Source organism: Dyadobacter sediminis (assembly GCF_005860765.1).
GTDB classification, from domain to species: domain Bacteria; phylum Bacteroidota; class Bacteroidia; order Cytophagales; family Spirosomataceae; genus Dyadobacter; species Dyadobacter sediminis.
In genome coordinates this window covers 167694-194290 of the sequence record NZ_VCEI01000030.1, presented here as the reverse complement: position 1 = coordinate 194290, position 26597 = coordinate 167694, and the positions used below count along the sequence as shown (strand labels likewise).

At 44.0% G+C, this 26597-nt stretch carries 19 protein-coding genes; 10 read left to right on the top strand and 9 right to left on the bottom strand.

Translation table 11 applies throughout. The features are described 5' to 3' along the window. The first annotated feature begins 646 nt into the window (after nucleotides 1–646). The 4 genes from FEM55_RS22195 (at nucleotide 647) to FEM55_RS22180 (ending at nucleotide 6880) form a co-directional block, all read left to right on the top strand. The gene (locus FEM55_RS22195; protein ID WP_138283515.1) at nucleotides 647–1024 is read left to right on the top strand and encodes a hypothetical protein; all 378 of its coding nucleotides are present in this window, start codon (nucleotides 647–649) and stop codon (nucleotides 1022–1024) included. A gap of 115 nt (nucleotides 1025–1139) precedes the next feature. Continuing rightward, nucleotides 1140–2222 (top strand): efflux RND transporter periplasmic adaptor subunit, encoded by a 1083-nt coding sequence (locus FEM55_RS22190; RefSeq protein ID WP_138283514.1) that lies wholly within the window; start codon nucleotides 1140–1142, stop codon nucleotides 2220–2222. A 25-nt stretch (nucleotides 2223–2247) separates the two neighbouring features. Continuing rightward, on the top strand, nucleotides 2248–5454 hold the full coding sequence (locus FEM55_RS22185; RefSeq protein WP_138283513.1) for an efflux RND transporter permease subunit: 3207 nt from the start codon (nucleotides 2248–2250) through the stop codon (nucleotides 5452–5454). After that, nucleotides 5444–6880, top strand: coding sequence for a TolC family protein (locus FEM55_RS22180; RefSeq protein WP_138283684.1), 1437 nt, complete (start codon nucleotides 5444–5446; stop codon nucleotides 6878–6880). Before FEM55_RS22185 ends, FEM55_RS22180 begins: the two co-directional genes overlap by 11 nt. Before the next feature lie 137 nt (nucleotides 6881–7017). On the opposite strand, the gene FEM55_RS22175 is transcribed toward FEM55_RS22180, so the two are convergent. Beyond that, nucleotides 7018–7743 (bottom strand): NUDIX hydrolase, encoded by a 726-nt coding sequence (locus FEM55_RS22175; RefSeq protein ID WP_138283512.1) that lies wholly within the window; start codon nucleotides 7741–7743, stop codon nucleotides 7018–7020. Between the two features lie 348 nt (nucleotides 7744–8091). On the opposite strand from FEM55_RS22175, the gene FEM55_RS22170 reads away from it, so the two are divergent. Beyond that, the gene (locus FEM55_RS22170) at nucleotides 8092–8475 is read left to right on the top strand and encodes a hypothetical protein (protein ID WP_138283511.1); all 384 of its coding nucleotides are present in this window, start codon (nucleotides 8092–8094) and stop codon (nucleotides 8473–8475) included. A 164-nt stretch (nucleotides 8476–8639) separates the two neighbouring features. Here the strand turns inward: FEM55_RS22170 and FEM55_RS22165 are convergent, their stop codons facing one another. The 4 genes from FEM55_RS22165 to FEM55_RS22150 form a co-directional block, all read right to left on the bottom strand. Then, nucleotides 8640–10871, bottom strand: coding sequence for a CBM96 family carbohydrate-binding protein (locus FEM55_RS22165; protein WP_138283510.1), 2232 nt, complete (start codon nucleotides 10869–10871; stop codon nucleotides 8640–8642). 258 nt (nucleotides 10872–11129) lie between these two features. Further along, nucleotides 11130–11864: a class I SAM-dependent methyltransferase gene (locus tag FEM55_RS22160; protein ID WP_138283509.1), complete on the bottom strand. Its 735-nt coding sequence runs from the start codon at nucleotides 11862–11864 to the stop codon at nucleotides 11130–11132. 242 nt (nucleotides 11865–12106) lie between these two features. Next, nucleotides 12107–13663 carry an ArnT family glycosyltransferase gene (locus tag FEM55_RS22155; RefSeq protein WP_138283508.1) on the bottom strand — a complete coding sequence of 519 codons (1557 nt, stop codon included), beginning with the start codon at nucleotides 13661–13663 and terminating at the stop codon, nucleotides 12107–12109. 10 nt (nucleotides 13664–13673) lie between these two features. Then, nucleotides 13674–14867: a CehA/McbA family metallohydrolase domain-containing protein gene (locus FEM55_RS22150; protein WP_138283507.1), complete on the bottom strand. Its 1194-nt coding sequence runs from the start codon at nucleotides 14865–14867 to the stop codon at nucleotides 13674–13676. Between the two features lie 447 nt (nucleotides 14868–15314). Between FEM55_RS22150 and FEM55_RS22145 the strand changes: the two genes are divergently transcribed. Then, nucleotides 15315–16316, top strand: a complete 1002-nt coding sequence (locus FEM55_RS22145; protein ID WP_138283506.1) for a TolB family protein — start codon at nucleotides 15315–15317, stop codon at nucleotides 16314–16316. 288 nt (nucleotides 16317–16604) lie between these two features. Next, on the top strand, nucleotides 16605–17369 hold the full coding sequence (gene map / locus FEM55_RS22140; protein WP_138283683.1) for a type I methionyl aminopeptidase: 765 nt from the start codon (nucleotides 16605–16607) through the stop codon (nucleotides 17367–17369). A 200-nt stretch (nucleotides 17370–17569) separates the two neighbouring features. On the opposite strand, the gene FEM55_RS22135 is transcribed toward map, so the two are convergent. After that, nucleotides 17570–17914: a winged helix-turn-helix domain-containing protein gene (locus FEM55_RS22135; protein WP_138283505.1), complete on the bottom strand. Its 345-nt coding sequence runs from the start codon at nucleotides 17912–17914 to the stop codon at nucleotides 17570–17572. Nucleotides 17915–18698: 784 nt separating this feature from the next. Here FEM55_RS22135 and FEM55_RS22130 point away from each other — a divergent pair. From FEM55_RS22130 to FEM55_RS22120, 3 genes are read left to right on the top strand one after another with little or no spacing between them, the layout of a single operon-like run. Continuing rightward, a complete protein-coding gene (locus FEM55_RS22130; RefSeq protein ID WP_138283504.1) occupies nucleotides 18699–19643 on the top strand; it encodes a hypothetical protein in 945 nt (314 codons plus the stop codon). 57 nt (nucleotides 19644–19700) lie between these two features. Beyond that, nucleotides 19701–20297: an RNA polymerase sigma factor gene (locus FEM55_RS22125; protein WP_138283503.1), complete on the top strand. Its 597-nt coding sequence runs from the start codon at nucleotides 19701–19703 to the stop codon at nucleotides 20295–20297. Next, complete coding sequence (locus tag FEM55_RS22120; protein ID WP_138283502.1) at nucleotides 20272–21576, top strand: hypothetical protein; 1305 nt, start codon at nucleotides 20272–20274, stop codon at nucleotides 21574–21576. Before FEM55_RS22125 ends, FEM55_RS22120 begins: the two co-directional genes overlap by 26 nt. Before the next feature lie 246 nt (nucleotides 21577–21822). Here the strand turns inward: FEM55_RS22120 and FEM55_RS25325 are convergent, their stop codons facing one another. From FEM55_RS25325 to FEM55_RS22110, 3 genes are all read right to left on the bottom strand, one after another. Continuing rightward, nucleotides 21823–21951 carry a hypothetical protein gene (locus tag FEM55_RS25325; protein WP_262710603.1) on the bottom strand — a complete coding sequence of 43 codons (129 nt, stop codon included), beginning with the start codon at nucleotides 21949–21951 and terminating at the stop codon, nucleotides 21823–21825. Between the two features lie 197 nt (nucleotides 21952–22148). Next, nucleotides 22149–23540, bottom strand: a complete 1392-nt coding sequence (locus FEM55_RS22115) for a RagB/SusD family nutrient uptake outer membrane protein (protein WP_171036634.1) — start codon at nucleotides 23538–23540, stop codon at nucleotides 22149–22151. Nucleotides 23541–23550: 10 nt separating this feature from the next. Next, nucleotides 23551–26592 (bottom strand): SusC/RagA family TonB-linked outer membrane protein, encoded by a 3042-nt coding sequence (locus FEM55_RS22110; RefSeq protein WP_138283500.1) that lies wholly within the window; start codon nucleotides 26590–26592, stop codon nucleotides 23551–23553. Nucleotides 26593–26597 lie beyond the last annotated feature (5 nt).

The following is a 26597-nucleotide window of genomic DNA, read 5'->3' as shown; positions in this document are numbered from 1 at the left end:
GATGCTACATTTTCCACGTCTATGTAAATCCATGTACCGGGGCTGCCCTGTGCTTCTTTGCAGAAAAATATTCTTACGTGGTCCCAGTTTACGCCTCCGAATGTAGGCGGGTTTTCCCATTCCCTGCTCTGCGGAAAGCCCAGTACCTTGTCTTAGGTGTCCAAACGTTCATAAAAGCACTTAGGGAGCTTTCGCTGATCCTCACCGTAACAAGGCAAAATTTTTGAATTTCTTGATTAAGAAATACTGTGAAATGAAAAGATGAGATTCCTTTTCAGATCCTACATGGGATGAAATTATTTGCTCTTAAATCATAGTTTTGAATTAGTAAAAATATAATTTTTTGTAGAAGCAACGGATTGCTTCCGATGTAAAGAAAATGCATAAAATACAAAGAAAGTAATTGGGTTTTGTGCATTTGCAGTATATATATGTTTATAAATTATCTCCCTTCATTCCTATTCATAAAAGGCAATAGGAATATTTAATGTTATTTTAATTTGGATTTAATGCCATGCTAACCAACACAGGCGCTATTTGTAACCAAGTTTAGACCGGAGCTCAATATTTTATACCTCGTCTTTATACGGTTTTGCCGCCAATGATAAAGTTACTCAGATTCTACTTTTCAATTTGTATTCTTCTGTTGACCGCCTTTGTTCAACGTCATGGAGGTGCAGAGGAATCGGTTTACCTTTCTTCATTGCAAAATTTCAACGTTTCGGCATTTACCGGTAATGCTATTTCAACCGGCAACCTGCATCTGAACTTTAAGCCGGTCCGCTCCGACAGGGAAAGAAAAAGTGCCATCAGTGCTGCTGTGAATGTGGAAGAAAAGGAAGATGAATCGGTTTCTTCCAAAAGGTATATAGCGTTAAGCAAGGGTTTCTATACTGCTTTTTATACGCATACGGCCGGACAATTTTTCCATGGCATCCGGAAAAGCATCTTTCAAGACCGGCATTTTACCTATTTTCCATCCTGCCGGTTTCTGTATCTCAGGCTGAAAGTATTCCGCATCTGATCTGAATCCTGAACAGACGCAACCGGCTGTTTTTCCGTACCCCGGCATGCTGTATCCGGCATATATGCTCAATAAGAATTATCAAGAAAATCATATTGTATTAACTAACAAAATAATGAAGAGGATTCTCATGGCCATGAGCTTGTGTGCGTTGCTGTTCGGCACAAGCTGTGAATCAAAAAAAGAGGAGAAGGAAGAGGAAGTGGAATATTCGGTAACAAGTCCTTTGCAGAAAGATACGCTGGTTACCAAAGAATATGTCGCTCAAATTCACGCCATCAGCCACATTGAGCTGAGGGCTCTGGAAAAAGGGTATCTCGAAAAGATTTATGTGGACGAAGGTCAGTCGGTAAAGAAAGGCCAGCTGATGTTTCAGATCATGCCGATGATTTATGAAGCTGAAACAAAAAGGGCGCAGGCAGAAGCAAACTTTGCCGAAATCGAGTACCAGAACACGAAATCACTTGCAGACAGCAATGTGGTTTCAAAAAATGAACTTGCGCTGGGCAAAGCCAAATTTGACAAGGCAAAAGCAGAGCTTGGACTGGCACAGGCACACTTGGGCTTTACGCAGATCAAGGCACCGTTCAATGGTATTATGGACCATTTTCAGGCAAGGCTCGGAAGTCTTGTGGACGAAGGCGATCTGCTGACAACTTTATCGGACAACAGTAAAATGTGGGTTTACTATAATGTTCCCGAAGCAGAATACCTGGATTACAAAACGCAGATCATTAAAGACGGTGCGCTGAAAGTAGGATTGCTGATGGCCAACAACAAAATGTTTGACCATACCGGCGTGGTTGAAACCATCGAAGCCGACTTTAACAATGAAACGGGTAACATCGCTTTCAGGGCCACATTCCCGAATCCGCAGGGACTTTTAAGACACGGCGAAACGGGCAATATCGTAGTGAAAATGCCATTCAAGGATGCGCTGATCATTCCGCAAAAAGCGACATTCGAGGTTCTGGAAAAGAAATACGTTTATGTACTGGACAAAAACAATGTGATCAGATCCAGGGAAATCACCATAGCAGCCGAGCTGCCACACATTTTTGTTGTCAAATCCGGTTTGGATAAAAATGACAAAATTCTTCTGGAAGGCTTACGCCAGGTACGCGAAAACGAAAAAATACACTCCAAATTCGTGCAGCCTGATTCTGTAATCTCCCATTTAAATCTTTATGCCGAATAACCGGGTATTCTAAAAACACAAAGACATGTTCAATCAATTCATAAGAAGACCTGTATTCGCTATTGTGATTTCGATCATGATCGTCTTTATAGGCATCCTGGCAATTGAGAAATTACCCATTTCCCAGTTCCCGGACATTGCCCCGACAACCGTTAATATTTTTATAGCTTATCCCGGAGCCAGTGCCGACGTACTGGTAAAATCCACGCTCATTACGCTGGAACAGGCGATCAACGGTGTTCAGGACATGCGGTATATCGCTACCGATGCAACCAGTGCGGGGGAGGCAACGCTCAGGATCATCTTTGAGCCCGGGACCGACCCCAACGTTGCCGTTATCCGTGTGAAAACAAGGGTGGACCAGGTAATGCCACTTTTGCCGGAACTGGTACAGCGGGAAGGGGTTATTATTTCGCCGGTTCAGCCGAGTATGCTGATGTACGTCAACCTTTATTCCAAGGAAAAGAGCATTGACGAAAAATTCCTGTTCAATTACGCTACGGTTAAAATGATCCCGGAAATCCAGCGGACCAAAGGGATTGCCAGAGCGCAGATATTGGGTAGCCGCAGATATGCCATGCGTCTTTGGCTGAATCCTGAACGTATGCGTGCGTATAATGTCTCTACGGAAGAAGTCATGAAGGCAGTGGGTGAGCAAAGTATCGTGGGCCGTCCCGGCCGGATCGGGCAAAGCTCGGGTATCGCGGCCCAGTCGCTGGAATACGTGCTTACTTATAAAGGAAGATATGACAAACCGGAAGAGTATGAAAATATCATTATCCGGGCAAATCCGGCGGGTGAAAGCATCCATTTAAGGGATATTGCCAAAGTCGAGCTGGGGAGTGAATTCTTTGATATTTACTCCAACCTGGACGGCCATCCTTCGGCGGCCATTGTACTCAGACAAAACTACGGCAGTAACGCCAGTGATGTAATAGAAGAAGTAAAGAAGAAGCTGGATGTAATGAAAGCCTCCTTTCCTCCGGGCGTGGATTACAAGATCAGCTATGACGTTTCCCAATTTCTGGATGCGTCCATCGAGCAGGTTATTGATACGCTGCGCGATGCGTTTATTCTGGTTGCACTTGTGGTTTTTGTGTTCCTTGGCGACTGGCGTTCTACTTTGATCCCGATCCTTGCCGTGCCGGTATCGTTGATTGGAGCCTTCTTTGTGATCCAGGGTTTCGGACTTTCCATTAACCTGATTACGCTTTTTGCTCTTGTACTTGCCATTGGTATCGTGGTCGATGATGCGATTGTCGTCGTCGAGGCCGTCCATGCGAAGTTTGAAGAAGAGCCGGGTATATCGCCTTACAATGCGGTGAAAAAAGTACTTGCCGAAATCAGCGGGGCTATTATTGCGATTACAGCCGTTATGGTGTCGGTGTTCCTTCCAATCTCATTCATGTCGGGTCCGGTGGGTACTTTCTACCGTCAGTTTTCCATTACAATGGCGAGTTCCATTGTAATCTCGGCCTTGATCGCGCTTACGCTTACTCCGGTGCTCTGCGCCATGCTGCTGCAAAATCATCACGGACATCCGAAAAAGAGAAACGTGCTTACCAAAGCGCTGGACAGCTTCAACCGAGTTTTTGACAGACTTACCGGACGTTACGTGGGCTTGTTGAAAGGAATTGTCAGCCGCAGAGTTGTTACCTGGGCAGTATTGCTGCTTTTCTGTGCCGGAATTGTATTTGTGAACAAAGTCCTGCCTTCCGGATTTATCCCGAATGAAGACCAGAGTACGATCTATGCGATTATCCAGACACCTCCGGGTTCTACGCTTGAAAAGACAAACGAAGTTTCCCGTCGTCTTCAGAGAATCTGTGAAGAAGTAGGCGGAATTGAATCGGTATCTTCTCTGGCCGGTTACGAAATCATGACCGAAGGACGCGGTTCCAACGCCGGTACCTGTCTGATCAACCTGAAACCATGGCACGATCGTGATAAAAACGTGAAGGAAATCATGGAGGAACTGGAATCAAAAACAAGAGGTCTTGGGGCCGTTGTCGAATTCTTTGAACCACCAGCAATCCCGGGTTTTGGTACTTCCGGCGGTTTCTCCATGCGTTTGCTGGATAAAACATCCGATACAGACTACGCCGAATTTGACAAGATCAACAAGAAATTCATGGATGATCTGGCCAAACGTCCGGAGCTTACGGGCTTGTTTACGTTCTTCGCCGCTAATTATCCGCAGTATGAACTGCAGATTGACAATCAGCTGGCCATGCAGAAAGGTGTATCCATCGGAAAAGCAATGGACAACCTCAACATCATGATCGGTAGTACGTATGAACAGGGTTTTACAAGATTTAACCAGTTTTTTAAAGTGTACGTGCAGTCTGATCCGAGTTTCAGAAGACTTCCATCCGATCTCTTAAAGCTGTTTGTAAAAAATGATGCAGGGGAAATGGTGCCTTACTCATCTTTTATGACGCTGAAAAAAGGGCAGGGTCCCAATGAGATTACCCGTTTCAACCTTTACAATTCAGCAGCGATCCAGGGGCTTCCGGCCAAAGGTTATACGACTGCGGATGCCATTCAGGCTATTCGGGAAGTTGCAGCCAAGACATTGCCGCAAGGGTATGACATTGCTTTCGAAGGTCTTTCCTACGATGAATCAATCCGCGGAAATGAGTCGCTTGTTGTATTCATGATCGTACTGGCATTCGTATACTTTGTACTGGCAGCTCAGTATGAAAGTTTCATTATTCCGTTTGCAGTGGTGTTGTCGCTGCCGGTCGGTGTATTCGGTTCGTTCCTGCTGCTGAAATTGATGGGCCTTGAAAACAACATCTATGCGCAGATCGGATTGATCATGCTTGTCGGTTTGCTGGGTAAAAATGCCGTACTGATCGTGGAGTTTGCCGTCCAGAAGCGTCAGCAGGGAGAAACAATCCTGAATGCAGCCATTGAAGGAGCCAAAGTCCGTTTCCGTCCGATCCTGATGACTTCATTTGCCTTTGTTGCAGGTTTGATACCATTGATTATTGCAACGGGCGCAGGAGCGATCGGTAACCGTACAATTGGTGCTTCTGCCATGGGCGGTATGCTGTTCGGTACTATTTTCGGGGTTATCATCATACCCGGGTTATATTATATATTTGGCAGCCTGGCCGATGGCAGAAAAATGATCAAAGACGAAGAAGACAGCTCATTGTCCGAAGGCTTCGTTCATGCGATCGACACTTTCCCTCAAATACAAGAAACTCAAAATGATGCGCAATAACAGAATATTGAATTGGGTCGGGATAGCATTTATAGCCCTGGCTTACAGCGGGTGCAATGCGCCGTCACTGGTTCAGAGAACACCTAACAAATCAGCAATTCCTGCGAGTTACAACAACTCGCAGGACACCGCCAACTCGGCCAGGCTGCGGTGGAAAGAATATTTTACCGATCCAAACCTGGTTGCCTTGATCGACACTGCCCTGAACAATAACCAGGAGCTGAATATTACATTGCAGGAAATCGAGATTTCAAAACAGGAGATCCGTGCAAGAAAAGGGGAATATCTGCCCTTTGTAGGCTTACGTGCCGGAGCAGGAATCGAGAAAGCAGGCCGGTACACGCAGGTGGGTTCCAGTGAGGCCACTACGGAAATAAAGCCGGGAAGGGAAACCCCCGAGCCGCTGCCGGACTTCGTTCTGGGTGCTTATGCGCGCTGGGAAGTAGATATCTGGCACAAGCTACGGAATGCAAGAAAAGCCGCGGTGAACAGATACCTGTCGTCTGTCGAGGGCAAAAACTTTATGGTAACCAACCTGATCTCTGAAATTGCCAATTCCTATTATGAACTGCTGGCAATGGATACGCAGCTGGCCATCGTCAGCCAGAATATTCAGATTCAGACCAATGCGTTGCAGATCGTGAAAATGCAAAAGGAAGCCACCCGCGTAACGGAACTGGCCGTCCGCAGGTTTGAAGCGCAGGTGCTTAATACGCAGAACCGGCAGTATGCCATTCGTCAGCGGATTGTTGAGACAGAAAACAGGATCAACTTTTTGCTGGGCCGTTACCCGCAGCCTATTGCACGAAACAGCCAGAATTTTGACACCATGATGCCGCAAATGATCCGTGCCGGAATTCCATCACAATTGCTGGAAAACCGGCCGGACGTAAGGCAGGCAGAACAAAATCTGGCAGCTGCCAATCTGGACATTCAGGTGGCACGGGCCAATTTTTATCCTTCACTGGGTCTGAATGCAGCTGTGGGTCTGCAGGCTTTCAATCCGATTTACCTTGGCAATGTACCCAAATCACTGATGTCAACGCTGGTTGGCGATCTGGCCGGGCCATTGATCAATAAAAATGCAATTCAGGCTACGTATTACAGCGCCAATGCAAGACAGATCCAGAGTATCTATGATTACGAAAGAACGGTTCTGAATGCATATATCGAGGTTGTAAATCAGCTTTCCAACATCAGTAACCTGGAACAAAGCTACGACACCAAATTCAGGGAAGTACAGGCACTGAACGAGTCGACTACCATTGCCAACCGTCTTTTTACCTCAGCAAGAGCGGATTATATGGAAGTGTTGCTGACGCAACGGGAAGCACTGGAATCCAAATTCGATCTGATTGAAACCAAAATGCAGCAAATGAATGCTACGGTCAATATTTACCGGGCACTGGGCGGCGGCTGGAACTGACGGCACCGGCATGTTTTGTAAATAACTGCTTTCAGGTAATTATTTAGATACAGTTGAAAGGAGTGATTGCGGGAGTTTTAAAAACTCTTTCAATCACTCCTTTTTTGTTGCAGAACCCTTTCGGACGTTAAAAGAAATTACTTTTTAATGCGGTACAGGAACGGAGCTTTATTGGCTGCGCCTGTAAATTTCTTGTCCAGCCGTTCCAGCACGTTCAGGTCCAAAATTTTTTTCTGGAAATTATTCCGGGCAAAGGGCTTGTCAAAAATCGTTTCGTAAAGTTCCTGGACTTCCTTCATGGTGAAAGTCTCCGGAAGCAGGTTAAAAGCAATTAGTTTTTCGTCCAGACTGAGCCGTAGCGCATCCAGCGCTTTTGCAGCAATCGCGTTATGATCCATGATCATGCCCGGAAGTTCCTTTATGTTATACCAGTTGATCGACTCGTCCAGATCCGTTTTCTGAGGCGTTACTTTATTGATATCCACAAGCGCATAGTATCCGACCGAAACAAATCTCCGGGTAAACCAGTCGTATTCTTTCCGGTTGAGGCCATTGCCGGTCAGCCTTTCAGGATTGAGCGAAATCAGTTTATCAATAAATTCCAGGCTGTTTCTGGCGGCTTTTCCAAAAACGTAAAACTGTTCCAGGTAAATTTCCGAGATACCGGTCCGTTCCTGAAGGATTCTGTTGGCAGCAGCGTCGATATCTTCATTCTGATAAACAAAACCGCCCGGTACTGCCCAGAAATCTCCATTGAAATCAAGTTTGGGAACCAGCACTTTCAGTTGCTTTTCATGATAACCGAATATGACGCAATCAATGGAAAGCTGCTGAATGTAGTTCTGTTCACTGGGATGATGCATAGGACAAATTTAAAGAATGAATTTAGTTCAAATATTTTTCTTCCTCGTCAGCCATGGTGATAAAACTGTACCGGAAGTCAAAATTGCAGCATTCATCCTGACCGGCTGCATCGCTTTTGCTGACAATGGAACAATGCGAATGTAAAGTATAAAAATATTTATTGTCTAAATTATAGACAATACTAAAATTAGTAATAGCTTTGTTCAGCCAATAACAGACGGCTTGCTGAAAACCGATAATATAAGGCGTTTGCAATCAGAAAGATATTTTCCGGATGATAGCTGGCAAAACAATTCATGCATATAAATAAGTCCGAAAGAAGCATTTCAATTTAACCAACCATAACAATGAAAAAAGCCAGTATCCTTTTTATCTTTTTGTTCACGGCAGTAGTCTTCAAAAGCTACTCCCAAACAGCCGCCTCAAACGATTTCTTTGCAGGAAAATGGGAAGTTTCAGTCGTTGGAACACCAAACGGAGATTCCAAACTGGTTACGGACCTTGTCAGAAAAGACGGCAAGCTCACCGGCGAGCTCAAAGATCCGACAGGCCAGAATCCGGAAGCATTACCGATCACAAGCATTGTAGAAGAAGGAAATAAGATAACGATTTATTTTACCGCACAAGGAACCGACGTAAGCCTGGACCTTGCAAAAGTAGATGACACGCATCTGAAAGGCTCCGTTATGAGCGGCATGTTTGATGCCAGCGCAGTGAGAGTGAAGGAGTAGTTTGGAAGGATCAGGGGAGGAGGGAGGAAGGTTTTGGACGAGGTAAAATCTGTAACCTGTCTGCATTGAATCAACAGGAAAGCCGCTATCTGTAAAAGATAAGCGGCTTTCTTATTGATGGATTTTTGATCCTTCCTCCCTTTTCCCCTTCCTCCTTTTTCCCTTTATTCCTCAACCAGTACTTTAATAATTTCCGTAGTGGCATCCGAGTTTATTTTCAGAAGATAAATGCCTGTATGCAGGGAAAGACCGGAAATATCGACATCGGTTTTTTCTCCTGCTCTGGCATTTTCAGCAGCTGGAATCGCGTAACCTTTTCCGGACTCATTAATCAGTTCCAGGGAAATCCGGCCGGCGTGCTTTATGGAAATTCCTACTGTAAACTGTTTCTTTACCGGGTTCGGATAAACAGTGGATTCCTGATCATCCTGTATTTCCGGTTGTAAAGTTATTATTTCCTGATTTAACCGGGTATTGCTGTTCACAACAGGAGTAGTCTGAACGAACAGCTGAGGCGGAAAGGAGACGTTTTCCTTGCTGTTAAACACAACTCTTGTATTGCGGTTGTTCGGGTCGGCCAAGAGAAAACTTACTTGCGCATCACCCGCCTGCTGCTGTGCTTTTACATAACTGCTGACATCTATTTCATAATATTTGTAAACACTGTTGACAGCAACATAACCCAGTGAAAGCGTTGATACCACCGGGGCATTGCTTCTGACAATGCCATACTCTGTCCAGCTATCGTCATCTACTCCGTACGCATGTACAGAAATGTCCTTGTTATTTTCATGATTATGGCCATAAACACGCAATTTGGCAGAAGTTATACCCGTATTTGCCGGCAGCTGAAATCGGAGATACGATGAACGCTTTGGCGAAAGTTCACCGACTGTATTCTTGATGTCCAGATTACTTTCAGAGCCGTAATTGGTATTGTTGTAAATGCCGTCACGGATGTAAGCATCCGCATTGGGTTGCAAAGTGAGGCCTGTCTTAATCACTTCAATGGCTGAGACTCTTGGAAGATCCGCTGCTCCGGTAAGAAAATCAATATTGAGCATACCGTCTGTTACATTAACTGTAAAAGTTTCTGCCGTGGCGCGCATGGCTCCGCCGGCTTTGGCAAAAATATCATAATTGGTCAGTTTGCGGACACCTTCCATGTTGACGTGAAATAGTCTGCTGCCTGCTCCGCCTTTCTTGCCCGGAGCGCCATAATAAGTCTCGGCAAAGTGCAGGTATACGCTTACTTCGCCGTTCGCAACCGGAATGTTGTAGCTGAAAGCAGGCGAACAGCGTGCCGTCTGGTAAAGCGGGTCATTGGATGTGTTGAGAATGTCACCGCTTACAGCGGTACTGATGCGGTCAATGCCTGCATAGTACTGATCTGCGCTGAACACCTTTTTTGTAGCAGTAGTAAAAGTGCCTCCGCCTGCATTGATCCGGACCGGAGCTGTCGGCGTAGAGCAATAATATGCTACTTCTTCAGTTGAATTACAGCCGGATGCATTGGAATATACGCCGATACCCTCTGGATTGTTGCTGAGAATGGAGCAGATTGCCTTGACGGAACAAGCAGACAAGTTCTTCGAATCGTGAATGACCAGGGCATCAGCAGTAGTAAGGTTATCCAATCCGTTTAAAGAAGTAAGTCCATTATTACTGTTTATTTCAAAGTAATTGGAAACGGATTTCAGATTATTCAATCCCTGTAAATCGGTCAACATGGGATTGCTGCCAATGTATAAATAACCGGTGGTTTTTGTCAGGGATCGCAGTCCGTTGAGATTCCGGAGCCTATTGTTCAATGAAATGGAAACCTCTCTTGCTACCGTTATGTTTTCCAGTCCGGACAAGCTTTCCAGCATGTCATTTCCTCCCACGGACAAAAAATCGGTAACCGTCGTGATTTTACTGAATGCGTCAATGCTTGTTAAAGAAGGATTGTAAACAATCCGGAGATAAGGCCCAACATTGGAAATTGACTTTAAGCCGGAAAAGTTTGTCAATACCTGATTACTTACAACATTAATCCCGTTCTCTAAGAGTCGGAGGGATTCCAGGCCATTTACATCTCGCAAGGAAGGATTATCAGAAATAGTTAACCGGCCTTCTACGCTTGCAAGTGATCCTAATCCAATCAGATTGGCAAGAAATTCATTATTTGCAATCGTAAGATTTCCGTGAATAGCAGTGATTTCTGAAAGGCCGTTCAGATTTGTAATGTCAATGCCGCTAATTAATACATTTCCTGAAATTATCTTGCAAGCCGGATTTTGTATTTTAAAATCATCAATTTGTTGCTGGCTGGTAAAGGAAGGAGCCTGACAAGACTGGGCGTTGGCGTGTTTAGCAAAGAAACAGATAAAAAAGAGTAGAGCAATTTTCTTCATATGAAATTGAGTTTAAGTAGTAGCATAATCAATAGCCTGCTTCTGAACATTTAATATGGAAGAATTAAACATTCAGCATTCAACATTTTTGAAATACGGAATTATACTGAAATCGTCTTGAAACTACACGTTAAGCCCTTTGCAATGCTTTATAATGGACAATCCGGCTCAGGGAATTTACTATGTTCAGGCAAGATGTGTGTTATGAAGGACTTGTACGCTACCCTGAAAAATCAGAACTCAGGCAGTCAGGGAAATTTACTTGAAAATAGAAAGGTTTTTGTCTGTTTTACGGGTCAGCACGGCATAGGAACTGGGTTTGATTCCTCTTAAATAAGGGATCATGCTCAAAACAGCATATTTGATTTTTGTCATATAAAAGGCCGAATTCTTCTTTTTGTATAAGAGTTCCAGAACCTCATCATCATACAGATAATTTATATCGTTCTGTACCTCAAAGTTTTCAGATTTCAGCAAGAACCGGAACAGCGATGGCGTATAGATATTGATATGGCCATATGCCAGAAAGTGATTGAGTTTCCGGTCCACATAAAATGAAAAATCAATGGGTACTTCAAAAATCTGATATTTGGACACACGCTTGATTTCTCTCAACAACATTCTTTCATGTTCGACATGCTCCAGAACATGCGAGCAGATGACAAGGTCGAAGTGATTATCCGGATATGGAATCTGGTATCCGTCAAATAAAAGTACGTCTTTAAGATTTTTGATATTCTTGGATTTGATCAGCTCGATGCCACTTTCAGAAATCTCAATGCAGTTCAGGTCTTCACAAAAGTTCCATTGCGACAGCCAGTTCAGGATACTTCCCTCACCCGCGCCAACTTCAAGGACATTTTTAAAACGGATTGATTTGGAAAGCGCTACAATATTGAGTGCTTTGTAACGAGCTCCGGTATTACGCCATTTTACTGAATTTTCATCATATTGACTGGAATATGAATCTTTGATATTGTCTGATAGCTGCATGTAGGACAAAACGGATTATTGTTTCAAAATCAGTAAAATAAGCAAATCATTTTCAGATGTGCTATTAAGCAGCGAACTATTCATTTAATATCCGCCAAAAACCTGAATACGTAAGAACTTGCGGGTAGAAATATACTGATTTCAAGGGTGGTGAAAGTAAATTTCCATTCTAAGTTAATAGTTTGTCAATCCTGAATATATTAGTTCGCTTCCAAAATTATTTGCTAATGCCTCATGCATAACTAGATGCTTATATTACAGCCTATGCGCTGTGTTGCATGTTTGAGACGGTATACAAACCAGTAGCGTGCAATTCGGCCGCCTCGCCGCTGCGTAATGGTACCTGCTTTTTCAATAGATTTAAATTGGCCTGCATATTGCTTGACAGGATCTGTAAAATAGTTGGAAGGAACAATAAGCCAAGCGTTAGTGCCAGTGGCAACATGGCCATAAGACCGATTAAGCCAGCAAAACTGATGCAAGTCATGGATATTACCGCCACCTACAAGCCGCATTTGAAGAGGATAAGCAACATAATAGTAAATATGTGCACCAGGAAACCATTTGTGGACCAGCAAGGGAGCCTGCGGACTCATTGTTACTCGTCGAATGTCATCATTCCTGATTTTTTCAAATGCAGGCAAAAGCTGATCCCAACCGTAAATATCCAGTGTGGCATCACCTGAGCCGGTTTGAGGAAATTTTCTAGGGCTCATCGTGCCGGGATAACAGCGAACAAGCAACGGTCCGGCAATAAAAACAAAAACCATGAAACCTATGCAGCTATTAATCAGCCGGTGATAAAAGGGCATAGCAGCTCGTTCTTCCAGCCAAGCGGCAGCCATTAACATAAAGGCTATAAAGCCCGGGCCGCTCCAATGCGGAAGTGTATCGCGAAAAAGCGATAGCACGATCGTGCATATAATAATTGGAATGCCGGACCATAGCAGCAGGCCCATATAAGGTGCAGTCAGAAAAGTCTGTTTGCGGGCAATTGCTTTGCCTGCCATGACGAAGAGGACAATATGTACGGGATTGGCGTACAGGATTTGTCCGATGGTTGTGCGGAAGAAAGATTTAAAATTGATTCCATGATCAGTAATAACAACCCGCTCACTATGAAATCGCAATGTAATAAAGTCATTGTTGATGTTCCAGAAAAGAATTGGTGAAATAAGAAGGAGCGTCAGGAACAGAGATGCATATAAATACGGATTTCTGAGCGATTCCTGTTTTCGTGCTGCAAGAAATGCAAGGAATCCAATCCACAGAAATGCTCCGTGTACCTTGCTCATTATGGCAAGTCCTGTCCAAAGTCCAATCAGTAAAAGATGTTTTTGGGAAACCGCGGCCTTATCTGTGCCTGTGCACCTCAGCATCGAATACAAAGCCGCCAGCCAGAAGACGAGCTGAACAGAATCCGGAAGGATGAAAATACCAGCTATTATGCTTGTGTAAATGGATGTATTATACAAGATCGCAGCAATAATGCCGGTTCGTACATTTTTGATATGGTGACCACATTGCGCGATAAGCCATGTGTTAATGGCAGCGCCGACAATGCCCGGCAGTCTGATCATCAGTTCATTGATGGCATTCAGGTTAATGGTGAAAATGCGAATAAAAATGCCGATGAGAGGTGGGTGGTCGAAATGATTCCAATCTGGAAGTACAGCGTACGTAAAATAGTAAACTTCATCATTGCCAAGATTGATCAGGTGAGCAACAAGGCAACGAATAACTGTAGTCGCCAGAATTAATTGCAACAATGGTCTTTTTGAGAAGCTAAGTAAAGCCATATGCTGTTTTTCAGAACGTGATCATCATGGTATGTTTTACCCAGCCTTTATGCCGGGGAGGTTTGGGCGATAGCCACCATTTGCACAATATGATCCATAACACCATTGCACAAACTCCCAGTATTCTGAAAAAAGTAGTTTCATTTACTTTCCTGTGAAAAGGCGGAATCATTGCGCCTATAGGCGAGGAGTAGTAAACAGGATTGAGAAAAATTGTTGTACCATTACTGTATTTAAAAGTTGCACGTGCATAATGGTCTTGCGGTTTTATCCGATAACTTATTCTATTCGTGTTTTCAATAGTATGTAGTACATTTCCATTTTGTCCTGTAAGGCTGGCGCATTGAGCAGGAGCACTCATTTCAATTTGAATGCTATCGTGATTTACAGTAAGGCTGCGGAGCTGAGGTATGGAGTCATAATGCTGTGTTTCGCTGATGATAACACCATAGCTGTTGCCTGTTTTCAATGCCTGCATGACAGCATCTCCGGAATTGGCAGTAACATTCACAAACGTACACCGGGTACCAAGCCTTTTTTTCGCAATGACATCATGAATGTCGTCATCACCTGCAATGAAGGCTGTCCGGCCAGCCGATAATGCTGCATCCCATTCAGCCGTAGAAGTTGCCGATGGATTAAGTACTTCCATGCAGTCGTAACCGGTGAGCAGCGTCAGGTCTTCGGGCGTGTAGCCCTTGCGCAAAGCCGGATGATTCAGGATAGTTACCGTATTTGCCTCACGAAGACGTTGTATTAAATGTTGTTTGTTATGAGTTGTTTGAGGGAAAATATAGTCGAGCCATACTACATGGCGGCTTCCCAACACGAGTTGATGCGTTTTCTGGATATTATAGCCGTGTTCGTAGGCTGACAAATAATTAACCGAATCGATATTTGAAGAATCAATATCATGGTAATTGGATACGCAATGCATACCGTAATGGAGCTTCTCGTAAGCCTGGTGTACGTCCCGGGCGGTACCATGCCCGTTTGTGATACCTCCCCATGATTTGGAATGTGCGTGAAAATTACATTTAATCCAGTTTTTGGAATTCATTAGCTCATAAGGATTACGAATGATAGTGCCCTGGAATGGCGTAGCAGTATTAAACTGATAGCGCGGGCAGAAGAAATATTGTTGTACCATAAGCCCGACAATGCAGGTACAAAGCACCATCAGTGCAATGCGAAGTTGTTTCATAGTGTGGTATAGATGGTTATCTAATATTGCAGAAGTAGTTGCTTAATAGGTGATCTCAAACATTTCGCAGCATCTCCTGTCAGCTTTGAGGAGCCAAAAAATAATGGCAGAAACAGTTAAGAAAGATCAATTATTCAATCACATTCGGAACTGCCTACGATTACAAAGCCGACTTGAAATTAGATTTTAAACCAGAAGGAACGGTCAACTTTTATCCTGAGGGTGCTTTCACTTACCATACGGATTGTATATGGCATGCAAGTCATAAATTGTTAGGATTGCAGCTCCGGAAAATGTATTAGTTTGAAGTAATTGTAACTGCTTTTAAATATTTTGTTTGCAGGCTAAGTTGAAGAAATTCTTAAATTGGCTTATTAAAAATGAAATAAGTTTTTCTTGTAGCAACCAAATAACCAATTCCGGAGTCTTCTGAAAAAAAGATCTGAAATGAGGAAATTTGTATTCCTGGCATTGGTGCTTCAGAGCTGCTGGCCATTTGAGGTAGGCAGAAGAAGAGATGGTGACTTTCTGGAAGAAGTAGTCAGCCTGAATGAGTTCAATTCGGAGTTCGATGATTACAATTCGGACTTGCCCGATAACAAATCCGGCCAAACTTACCTGACATTTTCCTCAAAGAGAGACAGGAAAGACGTTTTTAACCTTGTGCACTTCCGGGCGGTGTTTAAATACGACAAACAACTGGGCATAGAAATGTACAGGTCCGGCGGATGGCAGGATGCCGTATTTGCCGACTACGGTGGCTTGGAAGGCATGATCAACCGAGCAAACGGCAATTTCAACGTATACGGGCCCAAGACTTTGCTTTTTGACCGGGATATTCAGGGTATTACAACGGAAAGGAATTTCTTTCTGTTTTATGCCGATGATTCCAAAGGTGACATGCAGATCAAATACTTGCGGAACAGCAGCAATGGCATGGAAGGACCTTATGATTTTGACATTCTGAATTCTTCCAAAGATGACGGTTATCCCAGCTTTTCCTATCTCGGAGACAAAATATATTTCAGCTCAAACCGTGAAGGCAACTTCGACATTTACGAGCTCAGCATTCCAAGAGCAGAAAGTGAGCAAGTCACACCTGAAAGTCTTCTTCATCCCAAATCCTACAAACTGCGTAAAGTGGAAGAGTTGTCAAGTCCGTACGATGATAAGTGCCCTTCCTTTCATGATGGAACAATGGTGTTTGTGTCGGACAGGCCCGGCGGCGAAGGTGGTCACGACATTTATTATGCAACTTTTCAAAACGGAAAATGGGGCGCGCCTGTGAATGCCGGAAAGCGGATCAATACTTCCTACAATGAATACCGGCCTATTTTACCAACAATGGATAACTTCAATTATCATTTGATGATTTTCTCGTCAGACAGGCCCGGCGGAAAGGGAGGCTATGACCTTTATATGACGGGGTTGATGAAAAAATGGTATTAGCCATTCAGAATTCCTTTTTTTTCGTCTGAATAGCATCGCAGGAATTCTTGTGCATTTCTGTTCCAATCATTTGTCAGTAGGATCAAAATGCTTCGTGTTCAGGATTTCTATTTTGAATTCGGCTTTCTTTCCATCTGTTTTGTAACACATGGTGACCAGGGATTCGGAAGCTGGCAAAAGAGAAAAAAGTGTATTTTTGCAAAATCAAAGCATTTTTGTCCGGTATCTGTTCTTTTCAGGTACTTTGACGTTAAAGATGTTCAGCTGTTCAACATTACGACCCGGTTTATGTCCATTACCAAAGAGTCCGACTTATCAGGAATGCAAAAAGCAAGCGAGGCGGTAGCATATACATTGAAGAAAATGACAGCCTATGCGCAGCCTGGAATGACGACAAAAGAACTCGACGAGTTTGGCGCAAAAATACTGACCGAATTTGGTGCAAAGTCAGCTCCTCATTCAACATACGGATTTCCCGGATGGACCTGCATCAGTGTGAATAATGAATTTTGCCATGGAATTCCTTCGGATAAAAGAAAATTGATGGAAGGAGATCTTGTCAATATTGATGTTTCAGCAGAACTGAACGGATTCTGGGCGGATAATGGCGGCTCGTTTGTCCTTGGGCAGGATATTCATCATCATCAGAAGCTTGTTAATGCATCCAGGGAAATCCTGATCAAGACTATCAGCCAAATAAAAGGAGGTGTTAAAATAGCCGATATCGGTTATCTGATGGAATCAGAGGCTAAAAAGCATGGCTTTAAAGTCATCAGAAACCTTGCAGACCATGGTATTGGCAGAGGACTTCATGAGCAGCCGGATGAATTGATGAACTTCAGAAACAAATCCGACCACAGACGGTTCAAAAAGAATTCCGTTGTTGCTATCGAGACTTTCATTTCCACCACATCATCTTATGCAGCCCAGCTCAGCGACGGATGGACAATGGTAGGAAATAAAGGCGGGTTTATGGCTCAGCACGAACATACAATAGTGGTAACCGACAATGCGCCGCTGATACTGACGGAAATGAACGGAATTTTTAACTAATAATCTCACACAGCAAGATTTATTCATTCCGAATTTCAATTGCGGTTTCAATCGGCATTCTTACGTCCAGGCATTTACAGGAGTAATCCTGCTTCATAAATATTGCCTTCCTGAACTGATCATTTGCCAAGTTCAGGAAGCACTTCGCTTTTCAAAACCTGGCAAACATAAAGAGTCCCTTCATCTGTTTTTCCGGAAAATCAGATTACCTGCAGGAGTTCTTTTTCTGCTTTGACAACTTCAAGCAGTTTTTCATTTAAACTTTTGTAGGCTTCCATGACCCGCTTTCCTGTCTCTGTCAGAACAGCACCGCCACCATGCGACCCGCCTTTTTGCGTAATCACATAAGGACTGCTTCCTAATGCATTCATGGCATCGACCATCGCCCAGGCTTTTTTGTAGGAAAGCTTCATGGCACCTGCAGCCTTGGAAATGGAACCGGTTTCGGCAATGTGTTCCAGCAGTTCGTAGCGTCCCGGCCCGAAGAACTTTGTGTCATCTACAAAAACCCAGTGGCGTATCCGTATCTCAGTTTTCTTATCCATTTTTTATTCTTATGATCTTACTGCAGGCATAGTCCTGATCTGCAAAGCTAAGGTTTCAGATGCAGACAACACGGGAAAAGAATAATCTGCCGTTTGTCAGAACTGTTTTCAGTGGAAGCAGGCTAAGAATACTGTTGTTTAAACTTTCCGACCTGCTCTTTTCCCGGTACCACCGTATGCTGAGGCACAACAGATGGAGAAACTGACGGCTATCCGGGTGTGAAATCCGTTCAATCGTGCAGAGATCCACGTCCGTTATCAGCTACTCACTCAAAAGATTATGATGTTACTCACTTTTCGTTTGCTACCGCAACAGGAGACAATTTCAATCGTCTATGCCAGGAGTTTTCATGCGGGTATATTCCGGTCAGCAATCAGAAGTTGATATCAGCAGCCGGAAGGCGTTCTGCAGAAGTAATGTACTGGAATAAAATGAATTTACCCGTACAGTCCGGCATCAATGGGCAGCGGTGCAATTGTTGAATCCCAATTCTTTCAAGCGTAAGATTAAGTTTTTTAAAGTAGATGCAACCCCCGTTTTATTTATCCTGTCTAAGCACATGAATGCATAGCAGGTTCCGGATGCAGTACGTTGGCCGGCTGGCGCTGCAATGATCGTATCGCCGGGAATACACACAGGATCTTGAAATTATACTATTTAATTATAAAGCATGTATCCGTATAAAATGTATTTCATAGTCCGGAGCAATGGCGCATGGCGGGCTCCTTGTAAAGTATAAGAAAACCGGGTTGGTCCGGATCCAATCAAAAGTGCTTTTAACCTATGAAAGCTTTATTTTTTTTAATGATAGCGGCAGCTGCTTTATGTAGTTGTAACCAAGTTTCAGATCCCGTACCCGACAACCCTCAGGTTCCTGCGCAGGTGATGCAACTGGTTGAAAATACATACGAGAATCCCCGGAATATGATCTTCACCGAAATCCTGAACAATAAAATTTGGAACGTGGAGCTTGAATCCGGGGCAAAAAGGTACAGCTCCATGCTAAGCCCGGATCATATTCTGGTCGCATACCGGCTTGCGGGAACAGTCGTACCCGACAGCCTGAAAAATCTTCTGAACACGAGCGTCATTGCAGGTGGCACGTTCTCTGATTTCAGGGAACAGGAGTATCATTTGTTTGATAACGCTGACTTTGAAAAAACGTATCTGGCCGACTATCTGTGGAAAGGCAGTTCCTACCTGTTGAAATGGCGGGCTACTGCTCTCCGCGGTCAAGCAACTACGTACACCCTCGAAATGGCATCGGTTCATGCCAGATTCCCGGCTGCCGGATTGAGCGATTTGCCGGAAGCATTACAGCAATATGTTCAGGACAAGAAATTTCAGTTTTCCCGGGCAATCATCTCGATTAGTGCCCGTTCTGAGAAGTCTTACCAGCTTTACCTCCGTAAAAACAACATTGATTTCCAGCTTCTGTTTGATCAGGATTGCAAGCTTTTAGCTGGCTCGGACCAGCCGGTTGATCTGGGAAATGCGGGTGAGTTGCCGTCAAATATAAAGACTTATCTTGACAGCAGGGACGAATACAAGGGTTTTGGCTTTTTGGGCAATTTATCAGGGATAATCAGAAATGAACTGGATGGAGTGAAGAGCTATGTAGTCGGGATTCAGAAGCAAGACGGATCAATTGCCAGGAACCAGGTCTGGTACATTACCTTTGATCAAAATGGAAGCCCGCTGTCCCGGGACTATTTTGTACTCTATTAGAAGGACATTTTATAACCGAATGAAGAGTCAGCCGACCGGGAATTAAATGCACTTCTGATGAGATTTTTTACATGCCGTGATTATGCCTCCCTGACACAGCTGGTCGAAGGATGCCAGCGGGAAGAGCGGCGGGCACAGACAGTGTTCTATGACCGGTACAAAAACAGCTTGAAAGGGGTTTGTCTCAGGTATGCTAAAACAGAAGCCGAAGCCGACGACATTCTGCAGGAAGCATTTATCAGGATTTTCAAAAACATTCGGCAGATCAAACAACCCGAATCAGTCGATAGCTGGGTCAAGTCGGCCGTGATCAGAACGGCTATCAACTATTATCACAGAACCACCAAAAAAGAATTGCTGCATTCGTCCATTGAAATTTCAGAGGTGGAAACGGACGTGAACAATTCATTCAGGATCATTGAGCAGCTGGATACAGACCGCTTGCTGGCTGTTATCAGCAGCCTGCCGGATGGTTACCGGACGGTTATTAACATGCATTTGATTGACGGGTATTCGCATGGAGAAATTGCCCAGATGCTGTCGGTTGCGGAGGGGACTTCCAAATCCCAGCTGCAACGCGGACGCACATTACTGATAAAGAAGTTACAGGAATTAGGAGTCGAATCTTATGAAGTTACCGGAAGAAGAAGCTGATAAAGAGCTGCGAAAGAAGTTACAGGCAAAGTTTGAGAACTTCAATGCACCGGTGAAAGATCAGGTGCGTGCGAATGTTTTTGCAGCTCTGGATAAATCGGATAAAAAGCTTTACTGGACATTCGCAGGAGCTGCGCTGTTTCTGATCGTTGCTTTTCTAGCTGGCGGCAGGTATTGGAACCAAAAGGGGTATGACAAAGTCCCTTTTCCCGTTTCAGGCCAGAACAGGACTGTACATGATCAGAACCGCCAGCCTGATCCGGCTTTAAAAAAAGGCGAAAATGCAGGCAAAGAAACGGAGCGGAGAAGTTTTGAAATACAGGCTGTTCCAAAAGGCATTTCTGGGAAACTGAAAAAGAAACCGGTGCTTCAAAAGCAAAGGCCTGAAAAAGCACTTGACCGCATAAGCAGCCGGAACCGATTGCTGACATCTTCAAAAAGCTCTTCTTTCTCTGAACCGGAAGTATTTTCCCGGTACAAAATGAAAGATTTTACCGCCGTCCGAACCAAAGAGCCAAATACTGAAATGGACAACAAACCAGTGACCGGACCAATTGAGCAGCCAACGGATCTGACATTTTTATCGCCTGTTGATTCGGTCAAACTCGGTATTACTTCAGAGACTTTCACACTTCCACCTATTTTTGAAAATACGAATAGGAAGGCCAGTAAGAAGCCAGGAATTTTATACGGGGTGCATGGCGTTTTTTCTGCCGCCGTCCTTCAGACTTTCCAGCTTGTGAGTCTGAATAATTCGGCTTCCGACCGCGTTCAGAATTTTCAGTTTGCTCCGTTACTGTCTTCCAGGTCATTGTCATACAAGCTGACAGCCGGTCTTGAAAAAAAACGTACTCAGCTTTTGCTTAGTTATCAATATTTCAGAAACTGGAATGAATATGAAATCGGGACGAATCAGGTAATTGCCACGCGTATTGGTGAGCATCAGTACAGCATGTTGCGGATCGGGGAAAAACAGGTGGAAGATGACCGTTCTCACTTGCTGGGTATCGGGCTTCGGCAGCGTTTTGTACTTCCACAGCATATTCTAAAAAATTACAGTGTCAGTCTGGGAATGGATTATGCCCGCATGATAACCGGTAAGCAGAACCTGTTATGGGGTAATCTCGGCTTTTACAAACAGGTTTGTCAGTCCGGCAAAAGCCGTTTTGAAATTGGCCCGTATTTCCAGTACAGCTTTGTGGAACGCAAAGTGGCCGGACAAACCTGGAAGTTCAGACCATACCAGATTGGTATTTCGGTTAATGTGAGGATAAAATGATGCGGAACCAGAATACCTGAGGGCCTGTTCTCAAACTGCTGATGAAAGGACGGTTCGTTAGCCGACATATAAAGTACGGCATCGATCGATAATTTAGATATGTCAATACCAACAAAATGAAGTGAATGTCATAACTCTAAACGAATTAAAAGTAAACTTTACCGTGATTGGAGCCAGCTGATACTTTTAAGAAGCCTTTATGCCTGTAATTCTAATCGGCTCATATCCAACCTTACAGCTCTGGTCCTAATTCGCGGCCGCCTGCAGCTGACCAATCTGCTTGAAAAGATTGTCAACATTCACGGTTTCTTCGTCCTTGGCTGCTTCATCTGCAAAAGCCTTTTCAGCCCGTTCCGGAAATTCTCGTTTCCACAATGATACTTGAGTAGAGTGACTCTCAAATCGGGTAGCCAATTCAGTCAGTGATTGCCGCTCTTTAAGGCTTCAATGGCTACCATTGCCTTAAACTTTGATGTGAATTTTCTGCGGCTTTGTTTCATTTTGTTCATCGGTTTTATGTCAAGTTAATAAACTTAACCGATGGTCTCAATTTTGGGGAGTATTACAGATTGCTAATAGCCATCGTTCTGAACCAAATTCTCATTTTCAATAATTTCTACTTCGGGGATGGGGCCTATGCGGCTTGAATTGGAAAATGGAATGATAGCCTTAAATTGACCGTCCATACGATGAATTTCTCTGTTCAATCTATTAAGGTCGTGAAAGCGGTCCCCTTCAAATGCCAGTTCTTTCCGTCGTTCGGTAATAATTGCCTCTAACAATGCCTGGCCGGAATTTGTATATTGTAAAGAAGGCTCCCGTTCACTTATAAGCAGATTAAGGTACGTTAACGCTTCTTGTTCGTTGCCTATGCGGAAGGCTGCTTCGGCAGCTATCAGATACAGTTCTGATAACCTGAGAATTTTTTTATCATCCCAATCACTATGGCCAGTAGGATACTTGTTTACGATCCATGCCGGATTTTCAGCTGATTCCCTTTTACCCAAAATAAACAATTTTCTGCGGATGTCGCCGGAACCATACAAGCTTGTAAGAGATCCTCCTGCCAACAAGTCTCCATAAGCAGTTTGCTGATACATATAGCCCAGCTCATTAGAGGATGCATTGAGCGATGCATCAGCTGAAACTTCAAAAAGTGTTTCAAGCCGCTGACCAGGTGTTTGTGAGACTGGCGATGACCAGTATTGAATAAATGAAGTATAAGGCAGCAGCTTATATCCACTTTGCCTGATTACCTGACTGGCCAACATCAAAGCCCGTGTGTAATCGCCCATGTAAAATCTTGCTTTTGCGTGAAGAGCGATTGCGGCATATCTGGAAAAGCGAGCTGAGCCTTGATCGGCTGTCATCATTTGTGAAGCAGAATCAAGGTCGGCTGTAATAGCTTTATAAACTTGTTCAATGGTGTTGCGAGGTGGACGTAAAGTTGGATTATCCTGGAATACCAGTGGAATACCCGGCATAGTAGGATTATAGGTGTATGGCCGGGCAAACGTCTTTACCAATGTGAAGTACATAAGCGCACGCAAGGCATAAGCCTCTCCTTTTAACTGCGATATAACAAAATCCACTGGCAGCGTACTATTGATCACGTTATTGGCACGAAGGATCGCAGTATAAGCTTCAAACCATATGGTTCTATATTCGGCATTGTTTGAGGTAATTGTATGCTGTTCAAATGCCTGGTATTTACCTGAATTACGTGTCGAGAGGTATACATTATCAGCGGCAAGATCGCCAATAACCGGAAGGTTACGCCCAAAGAGTCCCGGGCTTCGAAGTTGGGCATAGCATCCATTTAACGCCGTTTCAAGATCCTTAGTTGTCTGTATTGCGGAGGTTGAGGAGACTTCCATATACGGATCAAGTTTAAGAAATCCTTCACCACAAGAGAGTACCAACGGCAGAATTATAAAAAGCAATAAATGAGGAATCTTATTCATAATGAGCCACTTAAAAGTTAGCCTGTAAGCCTGCTGTAAAAGTTTTTGGAATGAAAATATCAAAGTTTGAAGTGCTATTGACATTCGTTTCCGGATCATAAGGGAGATTTTTGTCTGCGGCTTTGGTTAACAAATTTGTTCCCCGGACAAATAATTTAAAACCGGAAAATGCAAACGCCGACAAAATATGGCGTGGTACTTCATAACTGATCGTGACATATCGCAAGCGCAGGTAATTGCCGCGGTACAGGAATCTGCTTGACATGGAGTTGGAAGCATTGTTGCCTCCATATACATATTTTGGCACATCTGTTTGGTCCCCTGGTTTTTGCCAGCGGTTCAGTTGAGCAGCAACAACATTAAAGTTCACATTGGCACCATCGCTCTGGGTATAACTTCCCCAGGCATCCCGGATCATGTTTCCATGGTTAAAATAAAACAGAAAGTCAGTACAAAAACCTTTGTATTTAATAGTTGAACCCAGGCTTCCATAAAGCTTTGAAGAGGCTGATCCCGCCAACGTCAGTAATGCCTCATTGTATGATTTTGTTGTTTTCTTACGGGTAGCATCAGTGTACCAAAGGGGAGCACCGCTTTCTGGGTCAACACCTGCCCATTGTCTCATGTAAAAGGATTGCAGGTCTTGTCCAGAACGGTAAATTGATGTACCCGAAACAATATCGCGGTTACCAGGCAATGAAATTATTTTATTTCTATTCCGAGAAGCATTCAAGTAAATGCTCCATTGAAAGTTTTTTGAATTGGCAACTTGTACAGAAATACTCCATTCGAGTCCCTGGTTCCGAATAGAACCTGCATTGTTTTTATAGCTGTTAAATCCGGATGTTCCGGGAAGCGGCTGGTTGATGAGCAGGTTGGAAGTAATGCGGCTATACCAGTCCAGTACCAATGTGAAACGATTGTTCAGGAGCACCATATCAAGACCTAAATTCAGTGGCTTGTTAAATTCCCATGTGAGATTATTGTTGCCGGGAGTAACTGGGGCGGATCCGGTTTTCCCAAGATAGTTATAAGATTTACCGTATGCATAAGTACCCTGCCAGTCGTAGTTTCCGATGGCTGCATTGCCATTGAAACCATAAGAAAGCCTTAATTTTAATTGATCTATAAACTGAACGGTTTTGAGAAATTCTTCCTTATTAAGCTGCCAGGCTAATCCGGTTGACCAAAAGATGCCTGAGCGCTGCCCGGAGCCGAACCTTGATGATACATCATGCCTGATACTTCCCGAAAACATCCACTTGTGTCTATAGGTGAAATCCAATAAGGCGAACTTGGATAAAAATGCATAATCGCTGTTGCTGCCTTCGGCAGATTGTGATCCGGAACCTGCCGAAGGTATTTGTACTGAAAGGTGAAAAGGCAGGCCATAGACAGATGTTTGATTGAAATAATACATTGATTTCTGTGCTTCGTAACCTGCTGTGACCTGAAAAGAATAGTCAGTAAAAGCACGATGATAGGTCGCAAGATTGCTCCATATCCAATTAAAATACCTTGAATAAGCTCTTGTTATCTTTCCCTGTTCATTGACCTCGTCCCCATAAAAAGGATTGTTGTATTGATCCTCTTCCAGAATGTTATAATCAATACCGATTCTGGATGTAAGTTTAAAGTTTCGGAACAAGTTGTAATCTGCTGTAAAGGATGTAAGTGCCTTCATATTGCTCGTTTGGCGTTTATCCATATCTGCAATAGCAAGTGGATTATACAGGCTGCCGGCCGGGAAATCAGGTGGTGAAACGTTGATCTCGCCTGAGGGCGTACGAGGAGCCAGAGAGGGGCGTAGAAAATAGGCTGCCAGTACAGGGTTAGAAAAAGCCCCGCCGTTGTCTGGGCCATGCTGGCGGGTATGGCTGATATGTATAGAAGTATTGAATGTCAGTCGCTTGCTAGCAGTGTGTGCGAATGAAATGCTGCCTGTGATTCGCCGCAGTCCTGTAGCTATAACGTTGCCTGTTTGTGAAAGGTAACCGGTACTGATATAAAATTGAGTCTTGTCGTTCCCGCCTGTGGCTGAAAGATGGTATTGCCAGCTTTTTCCAATCTGAGTCACTTCACGGAGCCAATCGGTATCGACTGATGGGTTTACACCAATTAATTGATCGACATATTCCAAGGCACCCGCAGCATCAGGATACTGGTTTGGAAAACGGTTTTGGACACCTTCTGCTGTGAGAGATCGCCATTCAGCTGTATTGAGCGGGCGATTTGCCGGGTTGGAGTAAGCCTTGATAGCCAGTCCTGTTTCTGTGCTAAGCCGAAATGAAGTTTTACCGGATTTTCCTTGTTTTAATGTGATGATGATAACACCATTAGCGGCCCGGGAGCCATAGGCCGAAGTAGCAGCAGCATCTTTTAAAATACTAATTTGTTCAATATCATTAATATCAATTCCGGCAATTGTATTGGCATTCGGGTTGTTTCGCGCAAGGACACCTGTGTTAATCAGGATGCCGTTAACTACATACAACGGTTCGGAACCAGCATTGATGGAGCCTGTTCCCCTGATCCTGATGTTTTGAACCGATCCGGGTTGCCCGGAGCCCCCCATGGACTGAAGACCTGCCACCTGCCCTTGCAGTGCTTTATCGATTGGCAGTAGTGGCGTATTGGAAATCCTATCCATTTTTACAGTTGAATAGGCACCGGTTGTTTCTTCAAGAGGAAGTTCGGTATAGCCTGTTATTATTAATTCTTTCAGCTCCGTTGCATCTGTTTTCAGCTGGACATCCAATCTGGCAGTGTCAGTCACCATAATTTCGAGTGTCTTCATTCCAACAGCCTGATAAACAAGTGTAGCACCTAGCTCATGTACCGCAACCCGGTAATACCCGGAGGAGTCCGAAATGACACCTGAGGAAGTACCCTTTACACGAACAGTCACTCCCGCGGCCGGCACTCTGATGGCTGGAATCTCAACTGTTTGTATAGCTTTGGCAATACTGACATGACCGGAAATAAAAATTCCTTGAGCCTGCAACAGGGTAGACCAAAGCATTGTGCCGGCAAGAAGGGCCCATGTAGTCATTATCC

Bases quoted from the DNA above. Each gene is read 5' to 3' on its own strand.
- FEM55_RS22165 (WP_138283510.1), bottom strand. From the start codon at position 10,871: ATGAAGAAAATTGCTCTACTCTTTTTTATCTGTTTCTTTGCTAAACAC.
- FEM55_RS22170 (WP_138283511.1), top strand. From the start codon at position 8,092: ATGAAAAAAGCCAGTATCCTTTTTATCTTTTTGTTCACGGCAGTAGTC.
- FEM55_RS22175 (WP_138283512.1), bottom strand. From the start codon at position 7,743: ATGCATCATCCCAGTGAACAGAACTACATTCAGCAGCTTTCCATTGAT.
- FEM55_RS22145 (WP_138283506.1), top strand. From the start codon at position 15,315: ATGAGGAAATTTGTATTCCTGGCATTGGTGCTTCAGAGCTGCTGGCCA.
- map (WP_138283683.1), top strand. From the start codon at position 16,605: ATGTCCATTACCAAAGAGTCCGACTTATCAGGAATGCAAAAAGCAAGC.
- FEM55_RS22130 (WP_138283504.1), top strand. From the start codon at position 18,699: ATGAAAGCTTTATTTTTTTTAATGATAGCGGCAGCTGCTTTATGTAGT.
- FEM55_RS22115 (WP_171036634.1), bottom strand. From the start codon at position 23,540: ATGAATAAGATTCCTCATTTATTGCTTTTTATAATTCTGCCGTTGGTA.
- FEM55_RS22155 (WP_138283508.1), bottom strand. From the start codon at position 13,663: ATGGCTTTACTTAGCTTCTCAAAAAGACCATTGTTGCAATTAATTCTG.
- FEM55_RS22125 (WP_138283503.1), top strand. From the start codon at position 19,701: ATGAGATTTTTTACATGCCGTGATTATGCCTCCCTGACACAGCTGGTC.
- FEM55_RS22185 (WP_138283513.1), top strand. From the start codon at position 2,248: ATGTTCAATCAATTCATAAGAAGACCTGTATTCGCTATTGTGATTTCG.
- FEM55_RS22120 (WP_138283502.1), top strand. From the start codon at position 20,272: ATGAAGTTACCGGAAGAAGAAGCTGATAAAGAGCTGCGAAAGAAGTTA.
- FEM55_RS22180 (WP_138283684.1), top strand. From the start codon at position 5,444: ATGCGCAATAACAGAATATTGAATTGGGTCGGGATAGCATTTATAGCC.
- FEM55_RS22150 (WP_138283507.1), bottom strand. From the start codon at position 14,867: ATGAAACAACTTCGCATTGCACTGATGGTGCTTTGTACCTGCATTGTC.
- FEM55_RS22160 (WP_138283509.1), bottom strand. From the start codon at position 11,864: ATGCAGCTATCAGACAATATCAAAGATTCATATTCCAGTCAATATGAT.
- FEM55_RS22110 (WP_138283500.1), bottom strand. From the start codon at position 26,592: ATGACTACATGGGCCCTTCTTGCCGGCACAATGCTTTGGTCTACCCTG.
- FEM55_RS22135 (WP_138283505.1), bottom strand. From the start codon at position 17,914: ATGGATAAGAAAACTGAGATACGGATACGCCACTGGGTTTTTGTAGAT.
- FEM55_RS22190 (WP_138283514.1), top strand. From the start codon at position 1,140: ATGAAGAGGATTCTCATGGCCATGAGCTTGTGTGCGTTGCTGTTCGGC.